The organism is Leptolyngbya sp. DQ-M1, assembly GCF_039962505.1.
Taxonomy (GTDB): domain Bacteria; phylum Cyanobacteriota; class Cyanobacteriia; order Leptolyngbyales; family Leptolyngbyaceae; genus Leptolyngbya.
The window spans coordinates 128,656-154,234 of record NZ_JAMPLJ010000007.1 but is presented as its reverse complement, the minus strand read 5'-3'; the positions used below and the strand labels follow the sequence as shown (position 1 = coordinate 154,234).

The 25,579-nt window shown below is 48.5% G+C and carries 23 protein-coding genes; 15 read left to right on the top strand and 8 right to left on the bottom strand.

The annotated features are described in order from the left end of the window. The first annotated feature begins 128 nt into the window (after nucleotides 1–128). The 3 genes from mfd (at nucleotide 129) to NC981_RS20410 (ending at nucleotide 5,383) form a co-directional block, all read left to right on the top strand. On the top strand, nucleotides 129–3,575 hold the full coding sequence (gene mfd / locus NC981_RS20420; RefSeq protein ID WP_348244614.1) for a transcription-repair coupling factor: 3,447 nt from the start codon (nucleotides 129–131) through the stop codon (nucleotides 3,573–3,575). 197 nt (nucleotides 3,576–3,772) lie between these two features. Beyond that, a complete protein-coding gene (locus tag NC981_RS20415) occupies nucleotides 3,773–4,777 on the top strand; it encodes a hypothetical protein (RefSeq protein ID WP_348244613.1) in 1,005 nt (334 codons plus the stop codon). Between the two features lie 39 nt (nucleotides 4,778–4,816). Next, nucleotides 4,817–5,383: a hypothetical protein gene (locus NC981_RS20410; protein WP_348244612.1), complete on the top strand. Its 567-nt coding sequence runs from the start codon at nucleotides 4,817–4,819 to the stop codon at nucleotides 5,381–5,383. A 124-nt stretch (nucleotides 5,384–5,507) separates the two neighbouring features. Here NC981_RS20410 and NC981_RS20405 read toward each other — a convergent pair whose 3' ends face one another. Further along, nucleotides 5,508–5,723, bottom strand: coding sequence for a hypothetical protein (locus NC981_RS20405; RefSeq protein ID WP_348244611.1), 216 nt, complete (start codon nucleotides 5,721–5,723; stop codon nucleotides 5,508–5,510). Further along, nucleotides 5,720–7,555, bottom strand: a complete 1,836-nt coding sequence (locus NC981_RS20400; protein ID WP_348244610.1) for a DUF5942 domain-containing protein — start codon at nucleotides 7,553–7,555, stop codon at nucleotides 5,720–5,722. Before NC981_RS20400 ends, NC981_RS20405 begins: the two co-directional genes overlap by 4 nt. Nucleotides 7,556–7,671: 116 nt before the next feature. Between NC981_RS20400 and NC981_RS20395 the strand changes: the two genes are divergently transcribed. The 5 genes from NC981_RS20395 (at nucleotide 7,672) to NC981_RS20375 (ending at nucleotide 12,184) form a co-directional block, all read left to right on the top strand. Beyond that, on the top strand, nucleotides 7,672–8,085 hold the full coding sequence (locus tag NC981_RS20395) for a hypothetical protein (protein WP_190375209.1): 414 nt from the start codon (nucleotides 7,672–7,674) through the stop codon (nucleotides 8,083–8,085). After that, nucleotides 8,043–9,704: a DUF2079 domain-containing protein gene (locus NC981_RS20390; protein ID WP_348244609.1), complete on the top strand. Its 1,662-nt coding sequence runs from the start codon at nucleotides 8,043–8,045 to the stop codon at nucleotides 9,702–9,704. The genes NC981_RS20395 and NC981_RS20390 overlap by 43 nt, the downstream gene beginning before the upstream one ends. A 102-nt stretch (nucleotides 9,705–9,806) precedes the next feature. Beyond that, nucleotides 9,807–10,742 (top strand): ornithine carbamoyltransferase, encoded by a 936-nt coding sequence (argF, locus tag NC981_RS20385; RefSeq protein WP_348244608.1) that lies wholly within the window; start codon nucleotides 9,807–9,809, stop codon nucleotides 10,740–10,742. 60 nt (nucleotides 10,743–10,802) lie between these two features. Next, entirely contained in the window at nucleotides 10,803–11,246 is a 444-nt protein-coding gene (locus tag NC981_RS20380; RefSeq protein ID WP_190375211.1) for an HHL1-like protein, read from the top strand. Between the two features lie 413 nt (nucleotides 11,247–11,659). Next, nucleotides 11,660–12,184 carry a vitamin K epoxide reductase family protein gene (locus tag NC981_RS20375; protein ID WP_190375212.1) on the top strand — a complete coding sequence of 175 codons (525 nt, stop codon included), beginning with the start codon at nucleotides 11,660–11,662 and terminating at the stop codon, nucleotides 12,182–12,184. Here the strand turns inward: NC981_RS20375 and NC981_RS20370 are convergent. Then, nucleotides 12,175–13,269, bottom strand: coding sequence for a peptidoglycan DD-metalloendopeptidase family protein (locus tag NC981_RS20370; RefSeq protein WP_348244607.1), 1,095 nt, complete (start codon nucleotides 13,267–13,269; stop codon nucleotides 12,175–12,177). The two genes, NC981_RS20375 and NC981_RS20370, sit on opposite strands and share 10 nt — an antisense overlap. Next, a complete protein-coding gene (locus tag NC981_RS20365; protein ID WP_348244606.1) occupies nucleotides 13,229–13,387 on the bottom strand; it encodes a hypothetical protein in 159 nt (52 codons plus the stop codon). The genes NC981_RS20370 and NC981_RS20365 overlap by 41 nt, the downstream gene beginning before the upstream one ends. Before the next feature lie 410 nt (nucleotides 13,388–13,797). Here NC981_RS20365 and NC981_RS20360 point away from each other — a divergent pair, with 410 nt between their 5' ends. Then, entirely contained in the window at nucleotides 13,798–14,850 is a 1,053-nt protein-coding gene (locus tag NC981_RS20360) for a cistern family PEP-CTERM protein (RefSeq protein ID WP_348244605.1), read from the top strand. 61 nt (nucleotides 14,851–14,911) lie between these two features. On the opposite strand, the gene NC981_RS20355 is transcribed toward NC981_RS20360, so the two are convergent. Continuing rightward, nucleotides 14,912–17,335: a sucrose synthase gene (locus NC981_RS20355; protein ID WP_348244604.1), complete on the bottom strand. Its 2,424-nt coding sequence runs from the start codon at nucleotides 17,333–17,335 to the stop codon at nucleotides 14,912–14,914. 142 nt (nucleotides 17,336–17,477) lie between these two features. Between NC981_RS20355 and minC the strand changes: the two genes are divergently transcribed. The 5 genes from minC (at nucleotide 17,478) to NC981_RS20330 (ending at nucleotide 21,259) form a co-directional block, all read left to right on the top strand. Then, nucleotides 17,478–18,341, top strand: a complete 864-nt coding sequence (minC, locus tag NC981_RS20350) for a septum site-determining protein MinC (protein WP_348244603.1) — start codon at nucleotides 17,478–17,480, stop codon at nucleotides 18,339–18,341. 247 nt (nucleotides 18,342–18,588) lie between these two features. Further along, nucleotides 18,589–19,392: a septum site-determining protein MinD gene (gene minD, locus NC981_RS20345; protein ID WP_190375217.1), complete on the top strand. Its 804-nt coding sequence runs from the start codon at nucleotides 18,589–18,591 to the stop codon at nucleotides 19,390–19,392. Between the two features lie 43 nt (nucleotides 19,393–19,435). Next, the gene (minE, locus tag NC981_RS20340; RefSeq protein ID WP_190375218.1) at nucleotides 19,436–19,846 is read left to right on the top strand and encodes a cell division topological specificity factor MinE; all 411 of its coding nucleotides are present in this window, start codon (nucleotides 19,436–19,438) and stop codon (nucleotides 19,844–19,846) included. Then, complete coding sequence (locus NC981_RS20335; protein WP_348244602.1) at nucleotides 19,827–20,678, top strand: shikimate dehydrogenase; 852 nt, start codon at nucleotides 19,827–19,829, stop codon at nucleotides 20,676–20,678. Before minE ends, NC981_RS20335 begins: the two co-directional genes overlap by 20 nt. Before the next feature lie 29 nt (nucleotides 20,679–20,707). Continuing rightward, on the top strand, nucleotides 20,708–21,259 hold the full coding sequence (locus NC981_RS20330) for an MOSC domain-containing protein (RefSeq protein ID WP_348244601.1): 552 nt from the start codon (nucleotides 20,708–20,710) through the stop codon (nucleotides 21,257–21,259). 12 nt (nucleotides 21,260–21,271) lie between these two features. Here NC981_RS20330 and NC981_RS20325 read toward each other — a convergent pair whose 3' ends face one another. The 3 genes from NC981_RS20325 to NC981_RS20315 are packed head-to-tail and all read right to left on the bottom strand — an operon-like array spanning nucleotide 21,272 to nucleotide 24,660. Continuing rightward, a complete protein-coding gene (locus NC981_RS20325) occupies nucleotides 21,272–22,732 on the bottom strand; it encodes a pitrilysin family protein (protein ID WP_348244600.1) in 1,461 nt (486 codons plus the stop codon). 34 nt (nucleotides 22,733–22,766) lie between these two features. Beyond that, nucleotides 22,767–24,290 (bottom strand): pitrilysin family protein, encoded by a 1,524-nt coding sequence (locus NC981_RS20320; protein WP_348244599.1) that lies wholly within the window; start codon nucleotides 24,288–24,290, stop codon nucleotides 22,767–22,769. Nucleotides 24,291–24,345: 55 nt separating this feature from the next. After that, nucleotides 24,346–24,660: a hypothetical protein gene (locus NC981_RS20315; protein ID WP_190375222.1), complete on the bottom strand. Its 315-nt coding sequence runs from the start codon at nucleotides 24,658–24,660 to the stop codon at nucleotides 24,346–24,348. Between the two features lie 297 nt (nucleotides 24,661–24,957). On the opposite strand from NC981_RS20315, the gene NC981_RS20310 reads away from it, so the two are divergent. Next, nucleotides 24,958–25,482 carry a photosystem I reaction center subunit XI gene (locus tag NC981_RS20310; RefSeq protein ID WP_190375223.1) on the top strand — a complete coding sequence of 175 codons (525 nt, stop codon included), beginning with the start codon at nucleotides 24,958–24,960 and terminating at the stop codon, nucleotides 25,480–25,482. The last annotated feature ends 97 nt before the right edge of the window (nucleotides 25,483–25,579 follow it).

Sequence of the window (25,579 nt, the reverse complement as noted above, 5' to 3'; positions counted from 1 at the left end):
CCGAGAGAAAACGGACTGTATTAGTCTATCTCTGAATGGTGATTTCTTTCGGTCGTTCGGTCTTCCGTCTGTCAGCAGAAACTCAATTCGGTAGAATGTAAAGACCCATTAAGCATTCTCTGCCCGACATGGCTTTTTCTTCGATTACTCGCGCACTCGGTCGATCGCCGCTCACTACCGAACTGCTCAGCAAACTTAATCAACACTCGACGCTGAATCTCAGTGGCTTATCTCGCTTGGCAAAAGGAATTGTCGCTTCAACACTGGCACAGGCAAGCGATCGACCGCTCTTAGTGATTACGGCAACGCTGGAAGAAGCGGGACGCTGGAGCGCTCAGATGGATGCGATGGGCTGGGATACGGTGCATTTTTATCCGACTTCAGAATCGTCTCCGTATGAGCCGTTTGATCCTGAAGCTGAGATGACTTGGGGACAGTTGCAAACGCTGGCAGATTTGGTGAAGGGAACGGGAAAAACAGCGATCGTCGCGACCGAACGCGCCCTTCAACCGCATTTGCCGCCGCCTGAAGCGTTTACGCCCTACTTCGTGACGCTGGAGAAGGGCAAAGAAATCAACCTCGGACAGTTGAGCGATACGTTAGCGAAGTTGGGCTATGAACGATCGAACTTAGTTGAAACCGAAGGACAATGGAGCCGACGCGGAGACATTATTGATGTGTTTCCCGTTGCAGCAGAATTACCGGTGCGAATAGAGCTATTCGGGGATGAGTTAGATCAGATTCGCGAGTTTGATCCAGGAACACAACGATCGCTCGATCGCGTTACGCAAGTCACTTTAACACCAACTAGCTTTAGTCCGATCATTCAATCTGCATTAGATGAGACTGTTCTTGAATATCTTTCGCCCGAAGATCAAGAGCGCTTTGCAGAGGGCGTAGCCATTGAGGGAATGCGTCGCTTTTTAGGGTTAGCGTTCGATCGTCCTGCATCTTTATTAGATTATCTATCTAGCAATACAATCATCGCGATCGATGAACCTGAAATGACCCAGGCACATAGCGATCGCTGGGTTGAACACGTTGAAGAACAATGGCAAGAAGTCAAACCCACCTTGCCGAAAATTCATCGAACCTTAGACTCTGCTTTGATTGAGGTTGAACGGTTCGATCGCATGACTCTTAATGAGCTTGCTGAAGAAAAGAATGGCTTAAATCTGGCTTGTCGTCCGGTTCCCGCGATTCCGCATCAGTTTGCGCGACTGGCAGAAACCCTGCGGCAAGAGCGCGATCGTAACTTTGCAATTTGGCTCGTTTCGGCGCAACCGTCGCGATCAGTCGCATTGTTGCAAGAGCATGATTGTCCCGCGCAGTTTGTGCCGAATCAGAAGGACTTTCTGGCGATCGACAAGCTCCAAACACAGCATATTCCAGTTGCTCTTAAATACTCTGGCTTAGCGGAACTTGAAGGATTTGTCTTACCAACCTTCCGCATTGTTATTGTTACTGATAAAGAGTTCTTCGGACAGCAAACCTTAGCAACACCGACTTATGTTCGTAAGCGTCGTCGTGCTGCATCGAAACAAGTTGATCCCAATAAGTTACAGCCTGGAGACTTCGTTGTTCATAAAAGTCATGGAATTGGACAGTTTCTCAAGCTTGAAAGCTTAACAATTAACAATGAAACTCGTGAATACTTAGTTCTGAAGTATGCAGATGGATTGTTAAGAGTTGCAGCCGATCAGTTAGGGTCACTCTCCCGTTTTCGCGGTGTGGGAGATGCGAAACCTGAACTAAACAAAATGTCGAGCAAAGCTTGGGAAAAAACCAAGAGCAAAGTTCGTAAAGCAGTTAAAAAGGTTGCGGTTGACCTGTTGCAACTCTATGCACAACGGGCACAGCAACAAGGATTTACCTATCCGTCTGATATGCCGTGGCAGCAGGAAATGGAAGATTCTTTCCCGTATCAGCCCACACCGGATCAGTTAAAAGCAGTTCAGGATGTCAAGGTGGATATGGAGAGCGATCGACCAATGGATCGCTTAGTTTGCGGTGATGTGGGCTTTGGTAAAACTGAAGTCGCCATTCGAGCTATTTTCAAAGCAGTCACCGCCGGAAAGCAAGTTGCATTACTTGCACCGACAACAATTCTGACCCAACAGCACTATCACACCCTGAAAGAACGCTTTGCACCTTACCCGATCCAAGTTGGATTGCTCAACCGATTCCGCACGGCTGAAGAGCGCAAAGACATTCAGCGCCGCATGATTACTGGAGAATTAGATATTGTCGTCGGAACACACCAACTCTTAGGGAAAGGCGTTGCATTCAAAGATTTAGGATTGTTGGTGGTGGATGAAGAACAACGATTCGGAGTCAATCAAAAAGAGAAAATCAAATCCCTGAAGACTCAAGTTGATGTTCTCACGCTCAGTGCAACTCCGATTCCAAGAACCTTGTACATGGCGCTCTCGGGGGTGCGGGAAATGAGCTTAATCACTACGCCGCCGCCTTCTCGTCGTCCGATTAAAACGCATCTATCACCTTACGACGGTGAAATGGTGCGATCGGCGATTCGGCAAGAACTCGACCGCGGCGGTCAAGTCTTCTATGTGGTTCCGCGTGTTGAAGGCATCGAAGAAATCTCCGCTCGAATTCGGGAAATGATTCCGGGTGTGAGAATTGCGATCGCGCATGGTCAAATGCCTGAATCTGAACTGGAGGCAGTGATGCTAACCTTCGGCGCAGGTGAAGCCGATGTGTTACTGTGTACAACCATCATCGAATCCGGCTTAGATATTCCGAGAGTGAATACCATTTTGATCGAAGATGCTCAGAAATTCGGCTTATCGCAGCTTTATCAGTTGCGAGGTCGAGTTGGACGTGCAGGCATTCAAGCCCACGCGTGGTTGTTCTATCCGAAACAACATCAACTTTCAGATGCAGCCCGTCAACGGCTCCGCGCTCTGCAAGAGTTTACTCAACTTGGATCGGGTTATCAGTTAGCCATGCGAGACATGGAAATCCGAGGAGTGGGTAACTTACTCGGTGCAGAACAATCTGGACAGATGGATGCGATCGGCTTTGATCTATATATGGAGATGCTGCAAGAAGCAATCCAGGAAATCCGCGGTCAAGAAATCCCGCAAGTCGATGATACGCAGATTGATCTCAGTCTCACAGCATTTATTCCTGCCGATTATATTCCAGACTTAGATCAGAAAATGGGTGCTTATCGTGCGGTCGCGGCGGCACAATCAAAAGCTGAATTGGTGCAAGTCGCAGCCGACTGGAATGATCTTTATGGTCAAATCCCGATCGCGGCTCAACAGCTTCTTAGAGTCATGGAACTGAAGCAAATCGCTAAAAAGCTTGGTTTCTCTCGCATCAAGCCCGAAGGCAAGCAGCACGTTATTTTGGAAACTCCGATGGAAGAACCGGCTTGGAATTTGCTGAAGGAGAATCTACCGGAGCATCTACGATCGCGCTTTGTCTTCATGGCTGGAAAAGTTACGGTTCGCGGTTTAGGTGCGCTCAGTGCCGATCAACAGCTCACGAACTTAATTGACTGGTTAAGCCGGATGCAAGGTGCTTTACCGGAACCCGCATTGGTGTAATGCAATAGCTTCGCTCTAAAATTCCTATCGTTCTTCGGAGATTAGATTGCGACTAATCTCCGAAGTTTTGTTTGATTGCAATTTGCTGTAAGTCTGTCTTTGGGGGCATTTAGTCCTAAAGTGAACTCGTTAGCTTTGCTGTAGATGACTATTTAATCACTCATCAGTCAACAAACTTTTAACCAGGGAAAAGAGCCATGCTTCAAGAAGATCAGTTTAATACCAATCAAACGAACTATCCACAGCAATCGACCTCAACCCCCCAATCACAGAGCTATCCGACCTCAACCCCTCAATCACAAAGCTATCCGACCTCAACCCCTCAATCACAAAGCTATCCGACCTCAGCTAACATGGAGGCTAAAACACCCGCTTCGACTGACTACAAGCCAGAAGTGAAATCTGATAGCTCTAGCCTAGGTTCACCCCTCTCAAGAGCGTTAGTTGGTGCGCTAATTGGAGCATCGATCGGACTGTTAGCTGGTCGAAAAGTATCTGAAGGCTTTAACCGCGCCTCTAAAGGCTTTGGTAAAGCACTGGGTACGATCGGGGAAGGCTTGGGAACCACTGCAAAAGGCATCGGAGAAGCAGCACAAAGTATTGGAGACGGTGTGAGCTATGCAGTTGTAGGAGGAACATCTGAGGCTGCACATAACGTGGCACATGGCGTTCAACAAGTTGCATCTGGAACGGCGGATGTGATTCAGCAAACCGGACACGCCGTAAGCCAAGGGGCGCAACAAGCTGTTTCAACGACTGCGGATGTGATTCAGCAAACCGGACAAGCCGTGAGCCAAGGAGTACAGCAAGCCGCTTCGACCACTGCTAATGCTGTCTCTCAAACCGGACAAGCGGTAAGCAAAGGAACACAACAAGCGGCTTCAACCACTGCCAATGCGATCGACCAAACTGGACAAGCGGTAAGCCAAGGAACGCAACAAGCGGCTTCGACCACTGCCAATGCGATCGACCAAACCGGACAAGCAACAAGCCAAACGATCGATAATGCTGCTTATGCTACACAGTCTTCAACTGGAGAATCTGTGATCGATCGCGAAATGTCTGCAAAATCAGTCGAGATGGATGTCGATCAGCCAGTGGACATTCAAACAGAACAGTCCTACACTTACCCGACGATGGAACAAAACGCAGAAGTCGATCCGGTTGACGCTTTCTACGAATCTTTTGAGCGGAGAGAGTAAGCAGAAGATCGAAGTCAGTCAATCAGGAGACATGCGACCGTGACGAATAGCAATCAGTTTTTAACAACAGAAACTCCTCCGGTTAATAGTTCTAGCTATTCATCAGCTAGCCCACCAGGGAGCGGAAATGGCTTGACGAAGATTGTGATTGGAGCATCGATCGGAGCAATCTTGGGTGGTTTTGCAGCATCGCTTCTGACCCCAGAAGTGACAGAGCGATTCAATCGCAGCATCCGTAACGTAGGCGGAACTGCAAAATCAACTGCTGATACTCTCAATGATGCCGTTCAGCAGATTGGAGATTCGGTCAACAGTGTCGCTGAGAATATCGATGGTTCTACCAAAGATGTGAACGAGGCGGTTAACAGTGTGACAACCAATGTAAGTCATACTGTGAGAAGCACTGTGAGTACAGTGAGGCAGACAGCAGATGGTGTCAACGAAACTGTGAGAACTGTGATCAATGCGGTTAACGCGGTAAAAGCGATCGCCAATGATGTTCAAGCTCCAGCACAACGAGTCGTCAATATGCCCACTGCTTCACCCACTGCCCCCACGGGTGACACGCTTTATAAGCTAGTTCCGGTGAATGAAGATCCGAAATAGCTTGCAAAACCACTTAACTAACTTAACTAAATAGGGTAGCTGGGCTAGACTTCGCTGGCTCAGCTACCCTATTTACTTGAATTAAAGCTGCCTTAAGTGTTTCTGTATTTGCGCTAAAACAGCATTAGAGAATCTGAAACTGTTTCACTTCAAGAATTTGTCCGATCATTGCAAAGCTCATCACATCATCGCGGATATCTCCTTCAACGGTGACTTTTAGCCCTGCGTGCTGCAATTCTTCCGGGGGCTTGTGTAATTCGTAAGACTTGCCATTGTCGGCATCGATCGCCCAAGCTCCTGTCCCAAATCCTTTCCGCTGAATCACTCCGGTCACGGTCATACTGTTCTTTCTCCCGCTTTCAAAGCCAATCGCGCTAGCCCATAGCAGAGTAGTGCATTCACAATCAAATACGCTCTCCCGATGAAACCCTCACCGAGCCACATCACTTGTGGATCAACGATCGCGCTCATTCCCAGGAAAGCCGTTACACCGATCGTCGTACCGATCGCAAACAATCTTCCCTGAGAATGTCCTAACAATAACGCAAGCAGCATAAACGGAATCAGCACACTGGCAGAAATCGGATTGAGCGCTCCACTCGCTTGAATTGCGCTTCCCAGTTCAGGCAGCGAACTTCCCAGGATGCGGAACGGAAATTGCGGCATATCAAATCGGTACAGTCCCCGGAGAAAGAACAGTCCAGAACTTCCAGCGACTAAACCTGAAGACATCGCCCAACCCCAGTTGAACGGGAAGTACACTTTCAAGAACCATGCCAATAGATAAGAACCGAGTACCATTGCCAGTTTTGGCAGTAGTCCTACGACTCCACCATCGATCCAGAAGCGCGGATTTAGATAGCCATTATCCCGCAGCCAGCGCCAAAAATCGTTAAACGTAATCTTGCCGTGTAGCGCGAGTTTGACTGCTGCTGAGGCATCCAGCTTTCCGGCTCCAAAATGATTTAGTTCATCAGCTTCAACTTTGCGAGCGGATTGCTTCAGAACAGCTAACACTTCATCAGGTTCGGTGACTCCTGCGGCTTTGATCAAAGCTGCCACTCCCGCAACGTGCGGAGCCGCCATGCTCGTTCCTTGAAAGGCTGCAAACACAGATTCACCCGTTTGGGGATTCAGTGTATTTTGCAGAATGCCGCCTGCTTCACCTTGAGCCGTTGAGCCACCCGGAGCAGCAATATCCACCCCGGCACCAAAGTTAGAATAAGGCGCTTTTTCTCCAGAGGCATCTAATGCTGCCACCGCGATCGCATGAGGATACCGTGCTGGATAATCTGCCGCATTGCTGCTGGAATTTCCCGCCGCTGCGACGACCACGACCCCTTTACCGTGAGCATAGTCGATCGCATCTTTCAGCACTGAACTTTCACCACCGCCACCCAAACTGAGGTTGATCACATCAGCTTTGTTATCTGCTGCAAATCGAATGGCTTCCGCAATGTCTGCAACGGTTCCACCGCCAAAAGAACTCAGAACCTTGAGCGGCATAATGTTTGCTTCGTAAGCAATTCCGGCAACGCCAAAGTTATTGTTTGTGGACTGTGCGATCGTGCCTGCAACGTGAGTTCCATGTCCGTTGTCGTCTTCGGCATTGTCGCTATCGTTCACAAAATCGTAGCCTGTAACAAAGTTAGTCTGCTCTAAATCGGGAACCTTCGAGACTCCGGTATCAATCACTGCAACCGTTACACCCCGTCCTTTCGTTTCTGTCCAGCCTGATTCGATGCCAATGTTGTGCAAGTTCCATTGTTGGCTGTACATCGGATCGTTGGGCGCTAGAGCGGAGAGCTTTGGTTCAGAGTTTGAACGAACCGCTTTCGGCGTTTCACCTTGGGGAATGCGATAGATATAATCCGGCTCGATCGCTTCGGTGTATCGCTTCAAATTGGATGTTTTCAGTTGGTCTAACAGCGATTTGTCGCCTTCAACCGTATAAAGATGTTCGAGTTGTGAAAATTGACTATTTAACTGAGGGCGGACATGATAATTTTGCGCGATCGCATCAATCTGAGATTGAATCTCAGCGTTGGCGAGGTCATCGCGGAAATCGAGAATGATGCGATCGTAAGTGCCTTGAGTGGCTAAACCGGGAAACTGCACGATCGCCCAACCCAATCCCACAAGACAGAGGGCGATGATCAGGAGCTTTCTCATAATAGAAGCCAAAATCCTACTTGCACTCCAACCATAGCCGATACTGCTGTTCTCGTGTGTTTAGAACAATAAAGCTATGGCACGATGGAAACTGTCGATCGTGCGCCTTCAAAATTATGATTCACGGGTTGTTATGGTTGCCGTTATTGGCAGCATTTATTGGATTAGCGTATGCAGGCTGGAATGAATATCAAACCTTAGAAACCTACCGCCGTTGGGCAGAACCGTTTGGACGAGCGAAATACGATATTTACTCAGTTTTGGGACAAAAAGAAGATACACTAACGGTCGGCAAAGCAACCCGCAAAGCAGTGACCGAAACCGATACTTTTTCATTAGAATCTGTGCAAAATATTCGATTGCTGGTAAACGGTGAAGCCGTTGATCTCAATGCGCCACCCACTAAGGGAAAAACGATCGCACTTGCATTTGATTTGGGCGATCAATCCATTGAAGTGCCCTTTACTCAAGTCAGTTTGGCAGCACGATGGGGCGAAGTATTGACCAAGGACTGGCAGGCGTTGAAATGAGGATTTTGAAGCGAATCGTCCCGGATCGCCATCAAGTAGGATTGCGACGAGCGTTCATGCTTGCGATCGTATTTTTTACGATCGTCCTAGCAATTTCGCTCAACCGTTATTTCTCGTTTTATACCTCTTACGATCAAGGACTTTTCAATCAGCTATTCTGGAACAACTTACACGGGCGTTGGTTTCAGAGTTCACTCACGTCTGCAAATTCCATTGCTTCACTCGAAGACGGTGCGACTCCAATTGTATCTTTTATTCATCTAGGGCAGCATTTCGTTCCAGATTTCTTGCTCTGGCTTCCGTTGTATGCCCTCTTTCCTCATCCGATTACATTAATTGTGTTGCAAGTAGGATTGATGACCGTGGGCGGATTGGTGCTATATGCACTAGCACGACAGCGATTATCAGAACAGTTATCGGTCTGGATTACTGCCAGTTATTACACAGCGATTCCCGTCGTGGGTTCAACCGTTGCGAACTTCTACGAACACTGCCAGATTCCATTGTTTACGTTTGGAACACTTCTGGCACTGGAGAAAAAAAACTGGCTTTGGTTTTGGATCTGTGCGGTCTTGGTGCTGGGCGTCCGGGAAGATGCAGGGATTATCCTGTTTGGTATTGGCGTGCATTTGATGCTGAGTCGGCGGCATCCGGGGATTGGCATTGCGCTCTGCATTCTCAGTTTTGGCTATGTCGCGTTCGTGACGAATGTGATTCAACCGCAGTTTTCATCGGATGTTTCACGATTGTATTTAGCCAATCGATTTAGACAGTTTGTAGATACGGATCAGCCCACGACCTTGCAAGTGCTTTGGGGCATGGTCACGCATCCGCTCCGGCTGGCGCAATATTTGCTGCTGCCGATCGATCGTCGCATTAACTATCTTGCGGGGCAGTGGGCGGCGTTAGCGCTTGTGCCTGCGGTATCGGGAGCGGCTTGGATTCTCTCAGCGTTTCCGTTGATTGCGATCTTTGCTCAAACCGGACAGACTGCGCTCTCGGTGACGCTGCGATATGCCGTTGCTGTGGTTCCGGGTGTGTTTTATGGTGCGATTCTGTGGTGGGAGCGCCATCCACACTGGTTTACCGCCAAGTTCCGTCGATGGTGGAAAGTGTGCATTGTGCTATCGCTGTTATTTATGGTGAGCGGAAATCCGCATCGAGCGTTTTCGTTTATGATTCCAGATTCGGTGCGCCCTTGGGTGTTTGTGCCACTGCCGCGCCAATGGGAACACGCAAGCCATATCTATAACGTGATTCGCAATGTTCCAGACAATGTGAGTGTTAGCACGACGACCTATCTTGTGCCGCAGCTTTCGACCCGTCGGATCATCGTCCGCCTTCCAACGTTGGAGATCTATGACGATCGCCGACAAAAGGTTCGGGTCGATTATGCGATCGCAGATCTCTGGCAACTGAAGGAATACAGCAAAGCGTTCAAAGATAGTCAAGCATACCTCGCCAGAACCTTACCGCTACTGGAGAAGCTGGTCAACGAGAATCAGTACGGTGTGCGCCAAGTTGAAGATGGCGTGGTGATGATGGTGCAGGGTCAGCCTTCTGATCCAGCGATGTTGGCGCAATGGCAGAAATTAGTTCTGCAACTGAAACAGGGATAAAGCATTGATTATTTGCTCGATCGGATAGATTTGCTACGCTGGGTAAAACAACGCTCCTTTACGCTTGAGTAGGGAGCGATTTTTATTTTTTTGGAGAAGCACATGGGATCACTAAAAGGACGAGATTTATTGAAATTGTCAGATCTCAGCACGGATGAAGTGATGGAACTGTTAGACATCGCCGCGCAGTTAAAATCAGGAAAATTAAATCCGCGTGTGACCGTCAACGGACATCCCCCTGTGTTGGGTTTGTTGTTTTATAAAGCCTCTACTCGAACCCGTGTCAGCTTCTCAAGTGCGATGTATCACTTAGGTGGACAGGTACTCGATTTACCACTGAACGCCACTCAAGTCAGCCGGGGAGAACCGATCGCAGATACCGCTAGAGTCCTCGATCGCTATCTTGATATCCTCGCGATTCGCACCTTCGAGCAATCCGACCTCGAAACCTTTGCGAAAGAAATGGAAATCCCCGTGATTAATGCTCTGACGGATCTAGAGCATCCGTGTCAAATCCTGGCAGATCTCCAAACTATTCAAGAAACCTTTTCGACGCTTTCTGGCTTGACCCTAACCTATGTCGGTGACGGAAACAACGTCGCGCACTCGTTGATGATTGGGTGTGCGCTGGTGGGAATGAATGTCCGAGTTGCAACTCCCAAGGACTACCAACCCTTGAGCGAAATTGTCGAACTGACCGAAAAGATTGCCAATGGTCAATCCGAAGTGCTGTTAACTGAAGATCCGATCGCTGCCGCCAAAGGCGCTCATGTGATTTATACCGATGTGTGGGCAAGCATGGGACAAGAAGACCTCGCAGCCAGTCGAATTCCGATTTTTCAGCCCTATCAGGTAAACGATCAACTGATGAGCTATGCCGACAAAGACGCGATCGTGCTGCACTGTCTCCCGGCGCACCGAGGCGAGGAAATCACCCATGAAGCGATCGAAGGCAAGCAATCGAAAGTCTGGGATCAGGCGGAAAACCGGATGCACGCTCAGAAAGCACTGATGGCAAGCCTACTTGGTGCAGTCTGATCCCCATTCATTCTTAAAATGTCGTAAACTTTTGTTAATAGACATTTCTGCACTGCGATTATGACAAGCTCTCCTGGATTCGGTAAAAAGGTTCACAAAGAAAAGAAAAAGTCTACGGGAACCGACAAACGCGCTCAAGCCTCGAAGCAGTTTGATAATTTCAAATCGCAAGGGTTACCAGAGTATGAAATTTACCTCCGAGTCCAGGGGAAAAAGAAGCTTCAGTGGTTCCCGATCGGCGCGATCGCAGTCAAACGATCGTCTCAAATTGATGACGCTATTTTTGCGAACGAAGAAGAACTGCTCAAAGGTGCATTCCGATTGTTTCCCGCGCTCCGCAAAGAGCGTGATTCGCTGGAATATGGCTATCGGCTAAAAGAATTCAAAGACGAAGAGATTCAATTAGCGGTGCGTCCGACTCCGGGTGTTGCGAATGCGGTGCAAAGCGCGATCGCATCTGTGGGTGAAAAACTCGGCGGATTGTTCAAGCCTAAATCTGTATAGATTCAAGCTGAGTCTACGGTAAAGCGCTCGATCGACTGGATCGGGCGCTTTTTTTATTGTCTTGATCAGATGCCTTCCGATGGTTAGACGACCCCGATTTTGATTGTGAATACCGTTGTGAAATACGAGCATTTACGCTCACCCCGATCGCAATCATTTAACGTTAGTTTGACGGAGTTTCTTGCTTCGGTTTGAGCGGCTTCTTGCCCCCTAAATCCCCCATAAATGGGGGACTTCGAGCCAGGAATTTCAACCTTCAAAGTCCCCCACAAGTGGGGGATTTAGGGGGCAAGAAGCCGTAACCGAAGCCAATTTTTGCTGTTGAACTCACGCAATTTATCCCAACCTAACCGCGCCATTGAATCCAATACGTTGATTCAAGGCATTCTTACAAACTAAGGAGAATCTTTGAGATGGAACCGAGAGAACTGAGCCTTGAATTGCGTAGAGGCGACAATCCTGACCTATCCCGCCGTCGATTAATCACTGGACTATCTGTACTCGGTGCAACGATGGCAGAAGCTGTTTCGCTCTATCAAATCGGTGCAGTCAAGGAACTACCAGACTTGCCGCTTCCAGGGATTGATTCCAATAAAGTCGATGCCTCCGACTATGCTTACAGCGTTTTGGATACGCCCGATGGCTTCTTTATGCTGGTGAACTATTCCATCACCGCATTGTTAGCTGGAGCAGGCACCGCCAATCGAGCAAAGGATGCCCCTTGGTTGCCGATCGCAATGTCAGGCAAAACCTTGATGGATTCGATCTTTGCACTACGCTTAGCTCGGATTGAATGGCGTGATAACGAAGCCTTCTGCGCCTACTGTCAAGTCGCAACGCTGTGTTCGATCGCATCGTTCCTGCTCTCGATTCCCGAAGCAAGTCGCGCCTTCCAGTTTCTCACGGGCAAGGGCGACGTGGATATCGCTCAGAGATAGTTCATCGGATCGACAGGTTCTCCATCTTTTCGCACCTCAAAATGCAGGTGGGGGCCTGTCGATAGTCCGGTCGAGCCAGTTGCAGCGATCGCTTTTCCACGTTCTACGGTTTGCCCGTCTGATACATAGAGTTCCTGAGCATGGGCATACATCGTTGTAATTCCGTTTCCGTGATCCAGAATCACCGAGTTTCCATACCCGCCATACCAGCCCGCAAAGATGACTACGCCACGATCGGCAGCTAAGATCGGCGCACCATAATCCGCTCCAAAGTCCAATCCTGCATGAAAGCGCTGATAGCCCAAAATTGGGTGCATTCGATAGCCAAATGGGCTAGTAATCGGGCCTTCACTCGGTAAGTTAAATTGCCCCGTTCCTAAAATCACAATTCCATTTCTGGCGCGTTCTTCGGCAATGCGTCTTTGAATCAATTCTCCAATGCTTTTCGAGTCTTGTTCAAGTTGGGCTTCTGCGGCTTCGAGAGCGCGGCGATTGGTTCTGAGCCGATCGACGACTTGCTTCTGAGAGTCTGCCTGCTGCTCAAACTCGGACTTTTGCGCCATCAATTGTTGGCTAATTATTACGATGTTGTTCTTTTGCTGTTCAACTTGTTGACGCTGACGATCGACTTTTTCGGCTGCGGTTTGCAGATCGGCTAGAGTTTTGCGATCGTTCTTGTAAATCTGCTTGAGACGAAATCGGCGATCGAGAAAATCATTGAGATTTTCACTTTGCAGCAAAACTGCCCAACCGCTACTCCTCTGCTGGCGTTGCAGAAATCGCAGCCGTGAAACGGTGGCAGATTGTCTCTGCTGATAGCTGTTTTCCGCTTTACTCAAATCGGCTTCTAATTTTTTCAGCACTCGATTGGCGTTGCTGAGTTGTGCTTCAGTCGTTTGAATCTGAGCGGTCGTCACTTGGATGTTTCGACGAATGCCTGTGAGATTCTTTTGCGCCGATCGCTCTTGGCGCTGCAATTTTTCGCGTTCTTTCTGGATGTACGATCGCTGCTGGTCGAGTTGCTGCTGCTGCTGCTTGAGTTGGTTAATTTCCGGTGGGGTTTGCGCGGCAAGCGGTAATCCCACGAAAATTAAGGCGATGCAGCATACACCGATCAGGAACGTTCTTATCGGCTTGAGAGCGGTTATAGATTGGACGATCGCCAGCATATCCTCGACCTACGGCATCAGAACAAGCAACCATTATGTCGAGAACCAAAACTTCGGCAATGCTGAAATTACGGGAGCGTTTTGAAGTGCATTCGGGCAAAATGGATCGCTACACTTCTGCAAACCGCCCTCAGTAAAATTCCGGTACTCTTGATACTTGAATCGATCCCCGTATCTCTTCTCAATTCCATTCCTGCCTTCCGCGGAAATACGGAGATACACAAAATAATTTCATCTATTTCTATTTATGTTTACTAACAATCCAGCAAATTCTGTCCTGCTTAATCACAAACTGAATTAGCCTTATACAAAATTCACCGTAATAATACTGACTTAACTGACTCTTTAAAGAGTTTCTTAAGTCCGCAGAAGTATCATGCTCTTCTGGCAGTCCGATGCAATAGCTTATACATATCGTCTAAAACCACGCAGATGTTTAAAAACTTGTCTTTTGCAATTTTGACGCTCTGTTCTGGGGTTGCGAGTTTAGGCTTGTTGCTTGCTGCTGATCCAGCATTCGCAAGAAACGGCAATGGTAACGGTAACGGCAACGGTGCCTCAACTCCCCCAACTCAGACCACACCGCCTACAACTTCCACTCAGACCACAACGTCTACAACTTCCACTCAGACCACAGCACCTACCCAAAGCGCAACTCCAGCCACCAGTTCTTTTGCAGTTGGACTTGCAGATTTGGGTAAAATCTTCCGCGTCAACTTTGACGGCAACGTTGCGACTGAAACAGTGAACGGGATGTCCTCGTTTGCCGACTTCACCTTCAAGGGATTCACATCTCAGGGTGGAAACACGATCGCAACATTCGACGTTTTGCTTGATAACACCACTGGCGGTGATATCTTCTCTCGCGTTTCAGCGCTGGGCTTCAACACCTCAGCAACGCTTACAGGTGCTAGCACCAGTGGTTTGTTTAGCAACGCTCATCTCGACGGCGCTTTCCCGAATCAGTTTGGTAATATCGGAGTTTGCTTCACGAATGGTAATGCCTGTCAAGGTGGAACCAGTGGTGGTGTGAACAACAGCACTTCGCTGCCTGGAACCTTCGATAAGGGCACATTTAGCTTTTCGCTTGCGTTGAGCGGTAATGTGGACACGCTGAGTCTGAGCAATTTTGGCGTTCGCTATCAGAGCATTGATAGCAAATCTCTAGGCTTTAATGGTGAGAGTGGTACAGGTCGCGGAACGTCAGTTACGACTGTAACACCACCAACCACAGTCACCCCCCCCCCGCCGACGACTGTGACACCTCCACCACCAACCACGGTCACACCTCCGCCTCCACTGTTTGACAAGCCGATCGACGGAACCCCACCAGGTGATCAACCGACTATGCCCCCAGTCAGCCCACCCACGTCGCCTAAACCTCCTACACCAAAGCCTACGAAAGTCCCAGAACCCGGCACGATCGCAGCTTTGGCTCTCGTGAGTGCGATCGCACTCAAATACCGCAAGCAGCAAGAAGCCGACGCTGAAGCGTAAAACCAAGCAAAAGAGGGTCGAGTTTAATCTCACCCTCTTTTTGGTCTATATTCGCTTTGGTTTATGATCGCTGCATTTGCTCTTGTAGTAATTGCTTTGCTCTAGGCTTGTAGAGCAGGTAAAACAGCGATTCGATATATCTCAGCATATCCTCGCGATTTTCTTGCGATGTGTAGTTCCAGAAGCCGTAGATTTTTGCGAGGGACAGTAATCGAGTCGTGTGAATTTTCCAGGTGTAGGTGCTGAAGACGCGATCGATCCCACGTTGGGAAATTTCGCTCCAGTAGTTTGGATTGAGATCGCACTTCTCCAGAAACTGCAGAACCACGGCTGCAACTTCTTCATGATTGGTCGGATTGATGTAAAACCCGTTCACTTTGTCCTGAATGATTTCAAGCGGGCCACCGAACCGAGTTGCAAACGTGGGTAGACCTGTCACCATCGATTCGAGAATCGTCAATCCAAACGCTTCAAATAAAGCAGGCTGTACGAAGATGCCTTGACGATCGGCAATCACGCGATAGACTTCTCCGGTGTCGCTTTTCGGCAATCGCACACCCAACCAGCGAATTTTGCCTTTGAGATCGTAGCGATTGATGATTTCGTAAAGCTTCTCGATTTCGCTGATTTCCTCGTAATCGCTAGAGTCATCAATCCGAAGCTTACCCGCGACTAGAATCAAATTACAACGCTCTTGCAGGGCTTCGCTCTTACCGTAGGCTTCTGCCAATCCCGTGAGATTTTTAATGCGATCGAGCCGTGCCATTGAAAAGAGTGGGCGTTTAGTGGGGTCGTCGAGCTTGCCGTAAATCAGATCGGGGTCTTCATCAGTAAACAGAAGATTTTCGAGGCGTTCTCGATCGTTCAGCAATCGGTCTTCGGTGCGCGTAAATGGGAAAAAAACGACTTCATTCACACCCGGCGGAACGACGTTAAACTTCGGGCTAAATAACTCAATGCCATTCACAACATGGTACAAATCTGGCATCGTAAATGATTTATAAGATTCATACTGTCCAACGCTTTCTGGAGTTCCAACAATCTCCTGATAGGTGCTGCTGATAATGAAATTTGCCGCGTTCATGGCAATCAAATCTGCGGTAAATTGCAGCGAAAAATGATACTTACCTTCGGATTCTTGCCAGTAAAGGTTACTGAACAAGTATTTTGATTTTTCAAGGGCGTGAGCAATGATGCAATACGTCACTTTTAAGCGTCTTGAAAGCAGGAACGCAACTAAATTTCCGTCTGTATAGTTGCCAATAATTAAATCAGGTCTGCCTTGAAATTCGGCTCGAAGCTCGTGTTCGGCATCGATCGCAAACGTTTCCAAATAAGACCAAATCTCAAATCGAGAGATCCAATTTTGAGTAAGATTCAGATTAAATTCGCGGAACGGAACGCGCAAAACCCAAGCATCTGTTGTACCGTGAATTTTCTCAAGCCGCTGATTGCAAAGCGTCCCATCGCTATTTGGAATTAACCGCGTTAACACAATTACTTTCGGGCTCACACCCAGCCCACCTAATCCCGCTAGAGTAATATCCTCCTGCAATTGCTTCTCTAAACTTTTGACCTGATCCAGAATGTAAACAACTTGTCCACCTGTATCTGGTCTGCCTAATACGCCTTCTTGCCCAAACCAGCCATGCGGCGAGATAATTGCTACTCTAAAAATCATCGGAATCCGCGATACCAGCGCTTCTAAGGCTTGGTGATCGGGTGAATCAATTAACTGATCCAAAATCTCTAACGTTTCTCTGACTCGCCCTGCTGTGTTTCCCCACCCTGGCTCAAATCCAAGATCTTGTAGGTCAAACTGAAATGTTTCATACGCCTCATTCGGATCACGATCGCTGACTAAATTCAGCGCTTGTTTCACACGATCGCTCAATTGATTTGGAGATTGAATCCGCTTATTAATTAATAATTGAATCCCATTATATTGATGTAGCTGCAAAAAATTAAATAGCGGATTTTGTCCCTGCTTTGGATCTTGGAAGAGCTGGCTTGATAAATAGCGATTGAGAAAATCTACACCCTTTCCAATATTTTTTGGGTCGCGCAATACAGGTGAATAATCATAAAACGGCGCAAAATCAATCTCGAATACATCCCCTTCTTGCGGATGATAATGATTAACAAAGCGATCGCGCACGTCTAAAAGTTCCTGAATCGTCATCGGCTCGATCGTCAAGTCTTCGAGCAAACGATACGCTTCCTGCCGCGCAATTCTAGGACGAATAATCAGACATAAACTCTCATCTTCTAAAATAATCTCCTGCACATATCGAATTAATTTTCCTAATTGAGACGAAGCCTGAAAATCATCTGGTTTTTTGTACTGTTCGCAATACTCATCGAACACCTGCAAGATTTCGTTTCTCAGGAAATAGCGTTTGTCATAAGCTCTCAACACGCTTGCAAACTGCCGCACACAGGTTTTCTCATCACTATCTAGAACGGCTTGAATTAGGTCTGACATTTTAACTCCTAATTGTTCTCTGTCAGAAAATCGCCATCACACAATAATGAAAAAACTCAGGCTTTACGTCTGTCGATCGAAACAATGTTGCCAACATCCGAATGTGTGAATATGATCTATCCGTTGCAGCCCCACATTAGGCATGACTTCTGATACCTCTGTTTCGCCAATCTCGAACGACTCCAGCCCCATTTCCCCAGAATCCGTTTCTAGCCCAAATCTCGAACCGGATTTGCCAGAACTGCCGCCGCTCGAAACCCCGGACACGCCCAGAATTGCGCTCGAAGATCTGCAAGTCCGCCTCAAAACCAAAGACGGTGCGCTGCATTTAATTCTGCCGCCTGAATCTGAATCTGTTTCCAAAGTCGCTTTAGCATGGAGTGAACTCTGGCAGCAGTTCAAACAGCTTTTAGCCGGACGAGAACGCCACTGGCAGCCCAACACTGTTGTGCATCTGATCGCAGACGATCGCCTCCTCGATACCCGCCAGCTCAGCGCGATCGCCCAAGCCCTTGCAGAAGCGCAACTGCAACTCAAATGCGTTCACACCCGTCGCCGTCAAACGGCTGTCGTCGCCGCTACCGCAGGCTACTCCGTTGAGCAAATCACTGCCGCTTCACCGCTGATCGCCAAGCCTGGAACGGCAACCGCGATGGAGGAGCCGCTTTATATTCAAATGACGCTGCGCTCCGGCACGGAAATCCGCCATAACGGAACCGTGATTGTGATGGGTGATCTCAATCCAGGAGGATCGATTATCGCAGAAGGCGATATTCTCGTCTGGGGTCGCCTGCGCGGTGTGGCTCATGCCGGATGCAAAGGCAACTCGAAATGTCTGATCATGGCGCTGCAATTAGAGCCGACCCAGATTCGGATTGCGGATTACGTCGCCCGCGCCCCGGAGACCCCGCCCGCTCAGTATTTCCCAGAAGTAGCGTATGTTTCACCACAAGGCAATATTCGGATTGCGAGAGCCGCAGATTTTGTGATTCGGAAACAGGACTAAATTAGTCTGAGTCCAAAAATCAGAATCGATCACGGTGATTTCCAACGTGCGGTAAAGCTTTGTAGAGCCAGCCTTGCGGGACTTGCTGCTTGCGGTATGCTAATCAGCGATCGACCCCGAATTTGAAAGTTTCTCGATCTAGTTCTTAAATCATGCTAGATTCCGAACACTTCAAATTCCGAATTCTGATATCCTATAAAACCTGTAATCGGCATACTCCGTTCCTCTCGAAAGCGGATTTTTATTAATGGCGCGTATCATCGTTATCACTTCGGGTAAAGGTGGAGTCGGAAAGACGACCACTACCGCAAATCTCGGTATGGCATTGGCAAAACGGCGACGTAAAGTTGCTGTGATCGATGCGGATTTCGGATTGAGAAATTTAGATTTATTACTAGGGCTGGAAAATCGCGTGGTGTACACCGCCGTTGAAGTGCTCGCGGGTCAATGTCGATTGGAACAAGCACTGGTGAAAGATAAGCGGTTCCAGAACTTAGTGCTGCTTCCTGCGGCTCAAAATCGCACCAAAGAAGCAGTGACCCCCGATCAAATGCGGCAATTAGTGAATGCTTTGGCGCGAGTGTATGAGTATATTTTGATTGATTGCCCGGCTGGGATCGAGCTTGGATTCCAAAACGCGATCGCGGCTGCACGAGAAGCGATTATCGTCACGACTCCTGAAATTGCGGCGGTTCGAGATGGCGATCGGGTGATCGGACTGCTCGAAGCGAACAACATTAAACGCATCAGTCTGATTGTGAATCGCATTCGACCGAATATGGTGCAGGCGAACGATATGATGTCCGTCGAAGATGTGCAAGAAATTTTGGCGGTGCAATTATTGGGAGTCGTTCCTGACGATGAAAAAGTGATTGTTTCCACGAATAAAGGTGAACCCCTGGTATTATCAGAAACACCTTCAATGGCGGCAACCGCTTTTGATAATATTGTGCGCCGTTTGGAAGGAGAGCGAGTACCCTTAATGAGCTTAGAACCGCCAAATGAAGGATTTTTTGCTCGCTTGTTTGGTCGATTTTCTAAGAAGAATTAACCCGATCGCTGCACGTTTTATTTAACCGTTCGCATCTCTGCTCATGATCACCGAATTTCTAGAACGCTTATTTCCGCGTGGCGCAGATAATAGCCGCAGCGATGTCAAACGACGGCTGAAGCTAGTCCTAGCACACGATCGCGCAGATTTACCGCCCCACCTGGTTGAGGAATTGCGAAAAGAAATTCTAGAAGTGGTGTCGCGTTATGTCGAGCTGGATGAAGGCATGGAGTTTGTGCTGGAAAACCACCAGCGATCGACCGCGTTAATTGCCAATTTACCGATCCGTCGAATTCGCTCGATGCCAGAACCCAGCCCGGAAGAAATGGCAAAGATTGTGCCGGATTTGACGCTGACTGAAGCGACTTTGACCGAAGACCCGCCCAAAGCTCAACCTGATCAATCTGAGCCGTCCGAACCCCCAAAGCCGAAAAATGAATCGAATCACGGGTAAAACAAAGCTGCTGGGTGTGATTGGCGATCCGATCGAACACTCGCTCTCTCCGATCATGCACAATGCTGCGATCTCTGAGATGCAGATCGACTTTGCGTATGTTCCGTTTCGCATTCGCCCAGGAGATCTCAGAACTGCGATCGCTGGATTCGAGGCGATCGATCTGCAAGGATTCAGCGTAACGATTCCTCACAAGCAAGCGATTATGCCGCTCTTGACTGAGATTACCGATGTCGCAAAAGCGATCGGAGCCGTCAATACGGTTTGGAGAACTAATCGCGGCTGGAGCGGCACAAATACCGATATTGTTGGCTTTATTGCACCGTTAAAGCATCGAACTTGGAATCAATCGATCGCGCTGATTCTTGGTAATGGTGGCGCTGCAAGAGCTGTTGTTGCGGGATGCGTAGAGCTAGGATTTGCAGAAATTCACGTCGTTGGACGTAATCCTGACAAGCTTCAAGAGTTTGCACAATCTTGGTCGTTAAATTCTCTATCAGTTCACACCTGGGAGCAGCTTTCTGGACTTCTACCGCAAGCAAACCTGATTGTGAATACCACACCGATCGGAATGTCGCCGCACGTTGATCAATCGCCTCTAACCGAGGAACAAGCAGATCAAATTCGATCGAGCGCGATCGCTTACGACTTAATCTATGTGCCGAATCCGACTCGATTTTTGCAGCAGGCGCAACAGCGAGGAGCAGACGCGATCGACGGATTAGAAATGCTGGTTCAACAAGGTGCGGCGGCTCTAGAAATCTGGACAGGGGAATCTGTCCCAGATGATGTCATGCGGCGATCGCTGCGGACTCATTTAGGTTTGAATTAAGAAAGTTTTTACCGTTTGGAGTGAGTCAAGTGGTGCAACTCAGTGGAGCCGTCGTTGCCGTTAGCCGCAGCGCAACTCATAGCTTCAGCAAGCAGAATCAGGAGCGCATTCGACTTTTGGGCGGTCTTGGAGTTGAGGGTGATGCTCACTTAGGCGAGACGGTCAAACACCGATCGCACGCGGCAAAAAATCCAACCCAGCCGAATTTGCGGCAGGTACATCTCATCCACGCTGAATTGCACGACGAACTGCAAGCGGCTGGTTTCTCAGTTTCAGCGGGGCAAATGGGTGAAAACATTACCACACGCGGTATTGATCTTCTGAATCTGCCGGTTGGAACACGACTACATCTAGGCAACAGTGCGATCGTTGAACTAACAGGTCTACGGAATCCTTGCGCTCAACTCGATCTATTTCAGCCTGGTTTGATGTCAGCAGTGCTTGATCACGATGAACAAGGAAAGCTGATTCGTAAGTCTGGAGTGATGAGTATTGTTGTGGCGGATGGCGAGGTGCGCCCTGGCGATGGGATTCAAGTTGAACTACCACCAGCTCCTCACCAACCGCTCGATCGAGTCTAATACAAAGCGAGATTATCGGCTGCTCTGGGGCGGCTTGGGAATTGTGATATCAACAGGTATGACAGGCTGCCCCAAGCTCGATAGCGGCGGCTGAATTTCTTTTTCATTGCCGACAACCAAAGTAACAAGCTTTTCAGGCTGAAGATATTTCTGAGCGACTCGCTGAACATCGGGAATTGTTGTTGCTTCTACCGCTTTGCGATATTGAAAGATGAAATCTTTGGGATATCCATAGTATTCATATCGCAGCAAACGCGAAAGAGTTTGACCCGGATCTTGGAAGTTAAAGATAAAAGAATTCAACACGGTATCTTTCGCGAATCCTAATTCATCGGCTGAAATCGGCTCTTTGCGAATGTGATCGATTTCATTCATCACCGAGCGAATAAACGGAACGGTTGCATCCGATCGCGTTTCTCCACTGGCAATAAACACACCTGGATAATCAAACTGAGCGCTCCAGCTTGCCCCAACTGAGTAAGCCAATCCTTGGCGCGATCGCACTTCGTTAAACAATCGTCGCCCGAAGCCACTTAATACATCTTCCATCACGCTTAATGCTGGGTAATCCGGGCTGTTTAACTGTCCGCCTAGATGCCCGATTTGTAGATAGCTTTGATTCAGTTGCGGCTGATTGACGAAGAAGATTCCACCTTGTTTTGCTTGGGAAACCGATGGAAGCTGTGATGGGATAGCCTGTTCTGCGGGTTTCCAAGCTTCGAACTTCGATTCGATCGCTGATCGCATTTGCTTCGAGTCAAAATCTCCCACGATTCCGAGCAGCATTTGATCCGGACGGAACGATCGGCTATAAAACTGAATCAAATCATTGCGAGAAATGTTCGTGATCGTCGAATACTCCACAGTACGAGCATAAGGGCTATCGCTGCCGTAAATGAGCTTCTGGAATTCTCGCCCGACAATGCCGTTAGGATCGTCATTCCGTCGAGCAATGCCGCCTTGCAGTTGAACTTTGGCGATCGCTAACTGATCGGGTGCGAATGCAGGCTGCTGGATGACTTCGGCAAACAGATCAAACACTTCCGGCAAATCTTCGGTGAGCGTGTTAAAGCTGGCGCTTCCCGCAGTCGTGGAAATTCCAGTTTCAACCACTGCCGCTCGTTGCTCAAGTAATTGATTCAGTTGATTAGCAGTGCGTTTTTGAGTTCCCCCTGATCGCATCACCGTTCCCGTGAGTTCTGCAAGTCCAATTTGATTTGCAGGTTCAAAGCGATCTCCCGTTTTAACAAGCGCCGTTCCGCTCACTAAAGGCAATTCGTGGTCTTCCATGAGATAAACGATCATGCCGTTCTGAAGCTGAAACCGCGTGTACTCCGGGACTCTAATTTCTGGGGGCGGTGTGAATTTTAGATCGGTATAGTGTTTCGGTGTCTCTGCGATCGCCGGATGTACAAACAACAACACAGCCAGAAACGCCAAAACAAATAGAGTTGAAATTCGGAAAGTTTTCATTTGAGTTAACAACGCATCACATCAATAGAGTGGCTTATCCTTGCGGCAAAATTCGTCCGATCGTGCGATTGGAATCGGTAAACGTGGCGTTTGCAACTCGCTGGATATCAGCAGGCGTAATCTTGGCGATCGCGTCAATTTGCTGGAATAAGTTGCGCCAGTTTCCGGTTTTGACTTCGTACTCTAATAGCGACTGAGCCATGCCCATATTGGAATCGAGCGATCGTAATAATCCGGCTCTCGCTTGAGTTTTGACGCGATCGAGTTCTTGCGCCGAAACAGGCTGAGTTTTCAGGCGATCGATTTCGGCTCTCAGAGCAGGCGCGACTTCTTCAATCGATCGTCCCGGACTCGTCAGCGCATAAAACAGCATCAAATTTGGAAACTTATCGCCCGGAAAGCCGTTAATTCCTTGAGCGGCTAATGCGACCTTCTGCTCTTCAACTAACGATCGGTACAGCCGAGAAGTGCGCCCATCGCTCAAAATTGACGCGATCGCTTCATACACAACGTTATCCGGATGATTTAACGCAGGACGGTGGTAGCCTTCTACGTACCAGGGTTGAGATTGTAGCTGCAAACTGACTTCACGCTGCTGGGTTTGTGGCGGCTCAACGGCAACCACTTCCGGCGGCGCGGGCTTCGTTTTGTAGCGACCAAAATAGGTTTGAGCAAGGCGCTTCACTTCGGTTGGATTGACATCGCCCACGATCGCGATCGTCAAATTATTCGGGACATAATGCGTATCGAAGAAGGTCTGCACATCTTGTCGGGTGAGATTGGCTAAATCAGTTGGATAACCAATCACCGGACGGCGATAGGGATGAACCTTAAAGGCAGTACCCGTAAACGCTTCGATCAATTGCCCGATCGGTGAATTCTCCGTCCGCAATCGTCGCTCTTCTAGAATCACCGCTTTCTCTTTGTAGAACTCTCGAAATACCGGATCGAGAAAGCGTTCTGACTCCAACGACATCCAAAGCTCTAATTTGTTAGACGGAAAACTATAGAAATAGCGAGTGGCATCTGCCGAAGTATTGGCATTCAGCCCCACGCCACCTGCTTGCTCCACGATGCGTCCTAATTCGTTTTGCCGTCCCAATTTCGTGGCTTCGGCTTCAACGCGATCGAACTCCGCTTGCAAGGTGCGAACATCTTTCTTTTGCTCTCTTGCCGTTTTAATCTGTGCTGCAAGCTGATCTAGCTGGTTTAATAACGGCTTTTCCGCTTGAAAATTCTGTGTGCCGATCCGAGTGGTACCCTTAAACGCTAAATGTTCTAGGAAGTGTGCAACTCCGGTTCTTCCTTCCGGTTCATCCGCTCCACCCACATCTGCATAAGTTACAAACGAAACCACTGGAGCTTGATGACGCTCTAAAACAATAAACTTCAGACCATTTTCTAACTTAAACTCGGTCACGTTTTGGATCACTCGATCCAGATAAGGCTGAATCGACTGTGAAGGCAGCGTCCGCGCTACGCTAATTCCAGGAACGCTACCCCAACCCAACAGAAACACTAAAACAAAGATTACGATCGTCCGACTTATTCTCACCATGTCAACGAACTCTTAAGGCATGTTCTCTAGCATAGGGAGTTTTGTCGGCAATGGCTTATTTCGAGAGCGGCTTGCTCAAGGTCAGCGAGTGAGTCACCGTAAAAATATAGGTATCAAATAGAGCACCGACGACACCGCAGGTACAGCCGATCACGATCGCTCCTTCCCAAGCGCTACCATTTCCAAACGTTTCAAGAAACGACAGGATTTGAGCCGCACAAGCTTGTCCAAAAGGCATCAATCCCGGTACAACGCCAAGCAACAGCAGCAGCGCGATTGTTCCCCCGATCAAGGCGATCGGTGCAAGAAAGCTCAGCAAGCTGGCTAACAAGAGCGATCGTAGATAATTTGGGGTGGGGCTAAACGACATACTTCACCTTTCCATCGCAAATGAATAACAGGCTGGAACTTTCCTAAAGATAGGGGGGATTCCTCAGTTTGGGGCACGATGTTGCAAAATCTTAAATCTTTATAAAGAAACTTGGTTAAGTCGTGGGATGACTTTGTGATTATCTAAGCTCAGGCGTTTAATCGATCGCACCGTTCATAAACTCTTACATTCTTCGAGAACGGGTTATTCAGGTTGTGTCTTGAGAGTGATGAAGCCGCAAAAACGAACCCCCTACAATACGCTTCCAGCACCCTTGTAAAACAGGACATTTCATTTATGCAAATTCTTAGACATCCAGAAGCGACCGATCGTCCTGACGATCCTCGTAATAAAGAGGTTATCTATCCTGCCTTTGATATTCAAAACGGCAACCTCGCAACACCAATTAATGCGTCCCCGCTCGTTCGGACTTATATCAACGCCCTCCCCGCTTATCGCGAAGGTCTCTCCCCGCTGCGCCGTGGATTAGAAGTGGGACTCGCTCATGGCTATTGGATTATTGGCCCTTTTGCAAAATTGGGCCCTCTGCGTGACACCGACTTGGCAAACTTAGCCGGATTGCTCAGCACGATCGGACTCCTGATTATCTCTACGCTGGCAATTTCGCTCTACGGCGCAAGCAATCCGCCGGCACCCATGACCACAATCACCACTCCGAACCCACCCTCGGAACTCAAAACCGGACATGGTTGGAACGAATATGCTGCTGGCTTCTTAGTGGGCGGTGTTGGCGGTGCAGCCTTGGCGTACTTCCTGCTCACCAATCTAGCGCTGTTCAAAAACTTCACAAGCGGACTGTAAAACTGCTACACAGCAAAACGAGTGGGTATCCAAACAGATCGCCCACTCGTTTTGCTGTGTAGTGAAATTAACCGCACACCTCTGCGTGTCGTAATGC

Excerpts from the sequence above, each read along its gene's own strand:
- NC981_RS20325 (WP_348244600.1), bottom strand. The coding sequence starts at position 22,732 with ATGAAAACTTTCCGAATTTCAACTCTATTTGTTTTGGCGTTTCTGGCT.
- NC981_RS20310 (WP_190375223.1), top strand. The coding sequence starts at position 24,958 with ATGCAAATTCTTAGACATCCAGAAGCGACCGATCGTCCTGACGATCCT.
- NC981_RS20375 (WP_190375212.1), top strand. The coding sequence starts at position 11,660 with ATGGAACCGAGAGAACTGAGCCTTGAATTGCGTAGAGGCGACAATCCT.
- NC981_RS20415 (WP_348244613.1), top strand. The coding sequence starts at position 3,773 with ATGCTTCAAGAAGATCAGTTTAATACCAATCAAACGAACTATCCACAG.
- NC981_RS20355 (WP_348244604.1), bottom strand. The coding sequence starts at position 17,335 with ATGTCAGACCTAATTCAAGCCGTTCTAGATAGTGATGAGAAAACCTGT.
- mfd (WP_348244614.1), top strand. The coding sequence starts at position 129 with ATGGCTTTTTCTTCGATTACTCGCGCACTCGGTCGATCGCCGCTCACT.
- NC981_RS20395 (WP_190375209.1), top strand. The coding sequence starts at position 7,672 with ATGATTCACGGGTTGTTATGGTTGCCGTTATTGGCAGCATTTATTGGA.
- NC981_RS20405 (WP_348244611.1), bottom strand. The coding sequence starts at position 5,723 with ATGACCGTGACCGGAGTGATTCAGCGGAAAGGATTTGGGACAGGAGCT.
- NC981_RS20315 (WP_190375222.1), bottom strand. The coding sequence starts at position 24,660 with ATGTCGTTTAGCCCCACCCCAAATTATCTACGATCGCTCTTGTTAGCC.
- NC981_RS20335 (WP_348244602.1), top strand. The coding sequence starts at position 19,827 with ATGAATCGAATCACGGGTAAAACAAAGCTGCTGGGTGTGATTGGCGAT.
- minE (WP_190375218.1), top strand. The coding sequence starts at position 19,436 with ATGATCACCGAATTTCTAGAACGCTTATTTCCGCGTGGCGCAGATAAT.
- minD (WP_190375217.1), top strand. The coding sequence starts at position 18,589 with ATGGCGCGTATCATCGTTATCACTTCGGGTAAAGGTGGAGTCGGAAAG.
- NC981_RS20400 (WP_348244610.1), bottom strand. The coding sequence starts at position 7,555 with ATGAGAAAGCTCCTGATCATCGCCCTCTGTCTTGTGGGATTGGGTTGG.
- NC981_RS20365 (WP_348244606.1), bottom strand. The coding sequence starts at position 13,387 with ATGGTTGCTTGTTCTGATGCCGTAGGTCGAGGATATGCTGGCGATCGT.
- NC981_RS20390 (WP_348244609.1), top strand. The coding sequence starts at position 8,043 with ATGGGGCGAAGTATTGACCAAGGACTGGCAGGCGTTGAAATGAGGATT.
- NC981_RS20380 (WP_190375211.1), top strand. The coding sequence starts at position 10,803 with ATGACAAGCTCTCCTGGATTCGGTAAAAAGGTTCACAAAGAAAAGAAA.
- argF (WP_348244608.1), top strand. The coding sequence starts at position 9,807 with ATGGGATCACTAAAAGGACGAGATTTATTGAAATTGTCAGATCTCAGC.
- NC981_RS20320 (WP_348244599.1), bottom strand. The coding sequence starts at position 24,290 with ATGGTGAGAATAAGTCGGACGATCGTAATCTTTGTTTTAGTGTTTCTG.
- minC (WP_348244603.1), top strand. The coding sequence starts at position 17,478 with ATGACTTCTGATACCTCTGTTTCGCCAATCTCGAACGACTCCAGCCCC.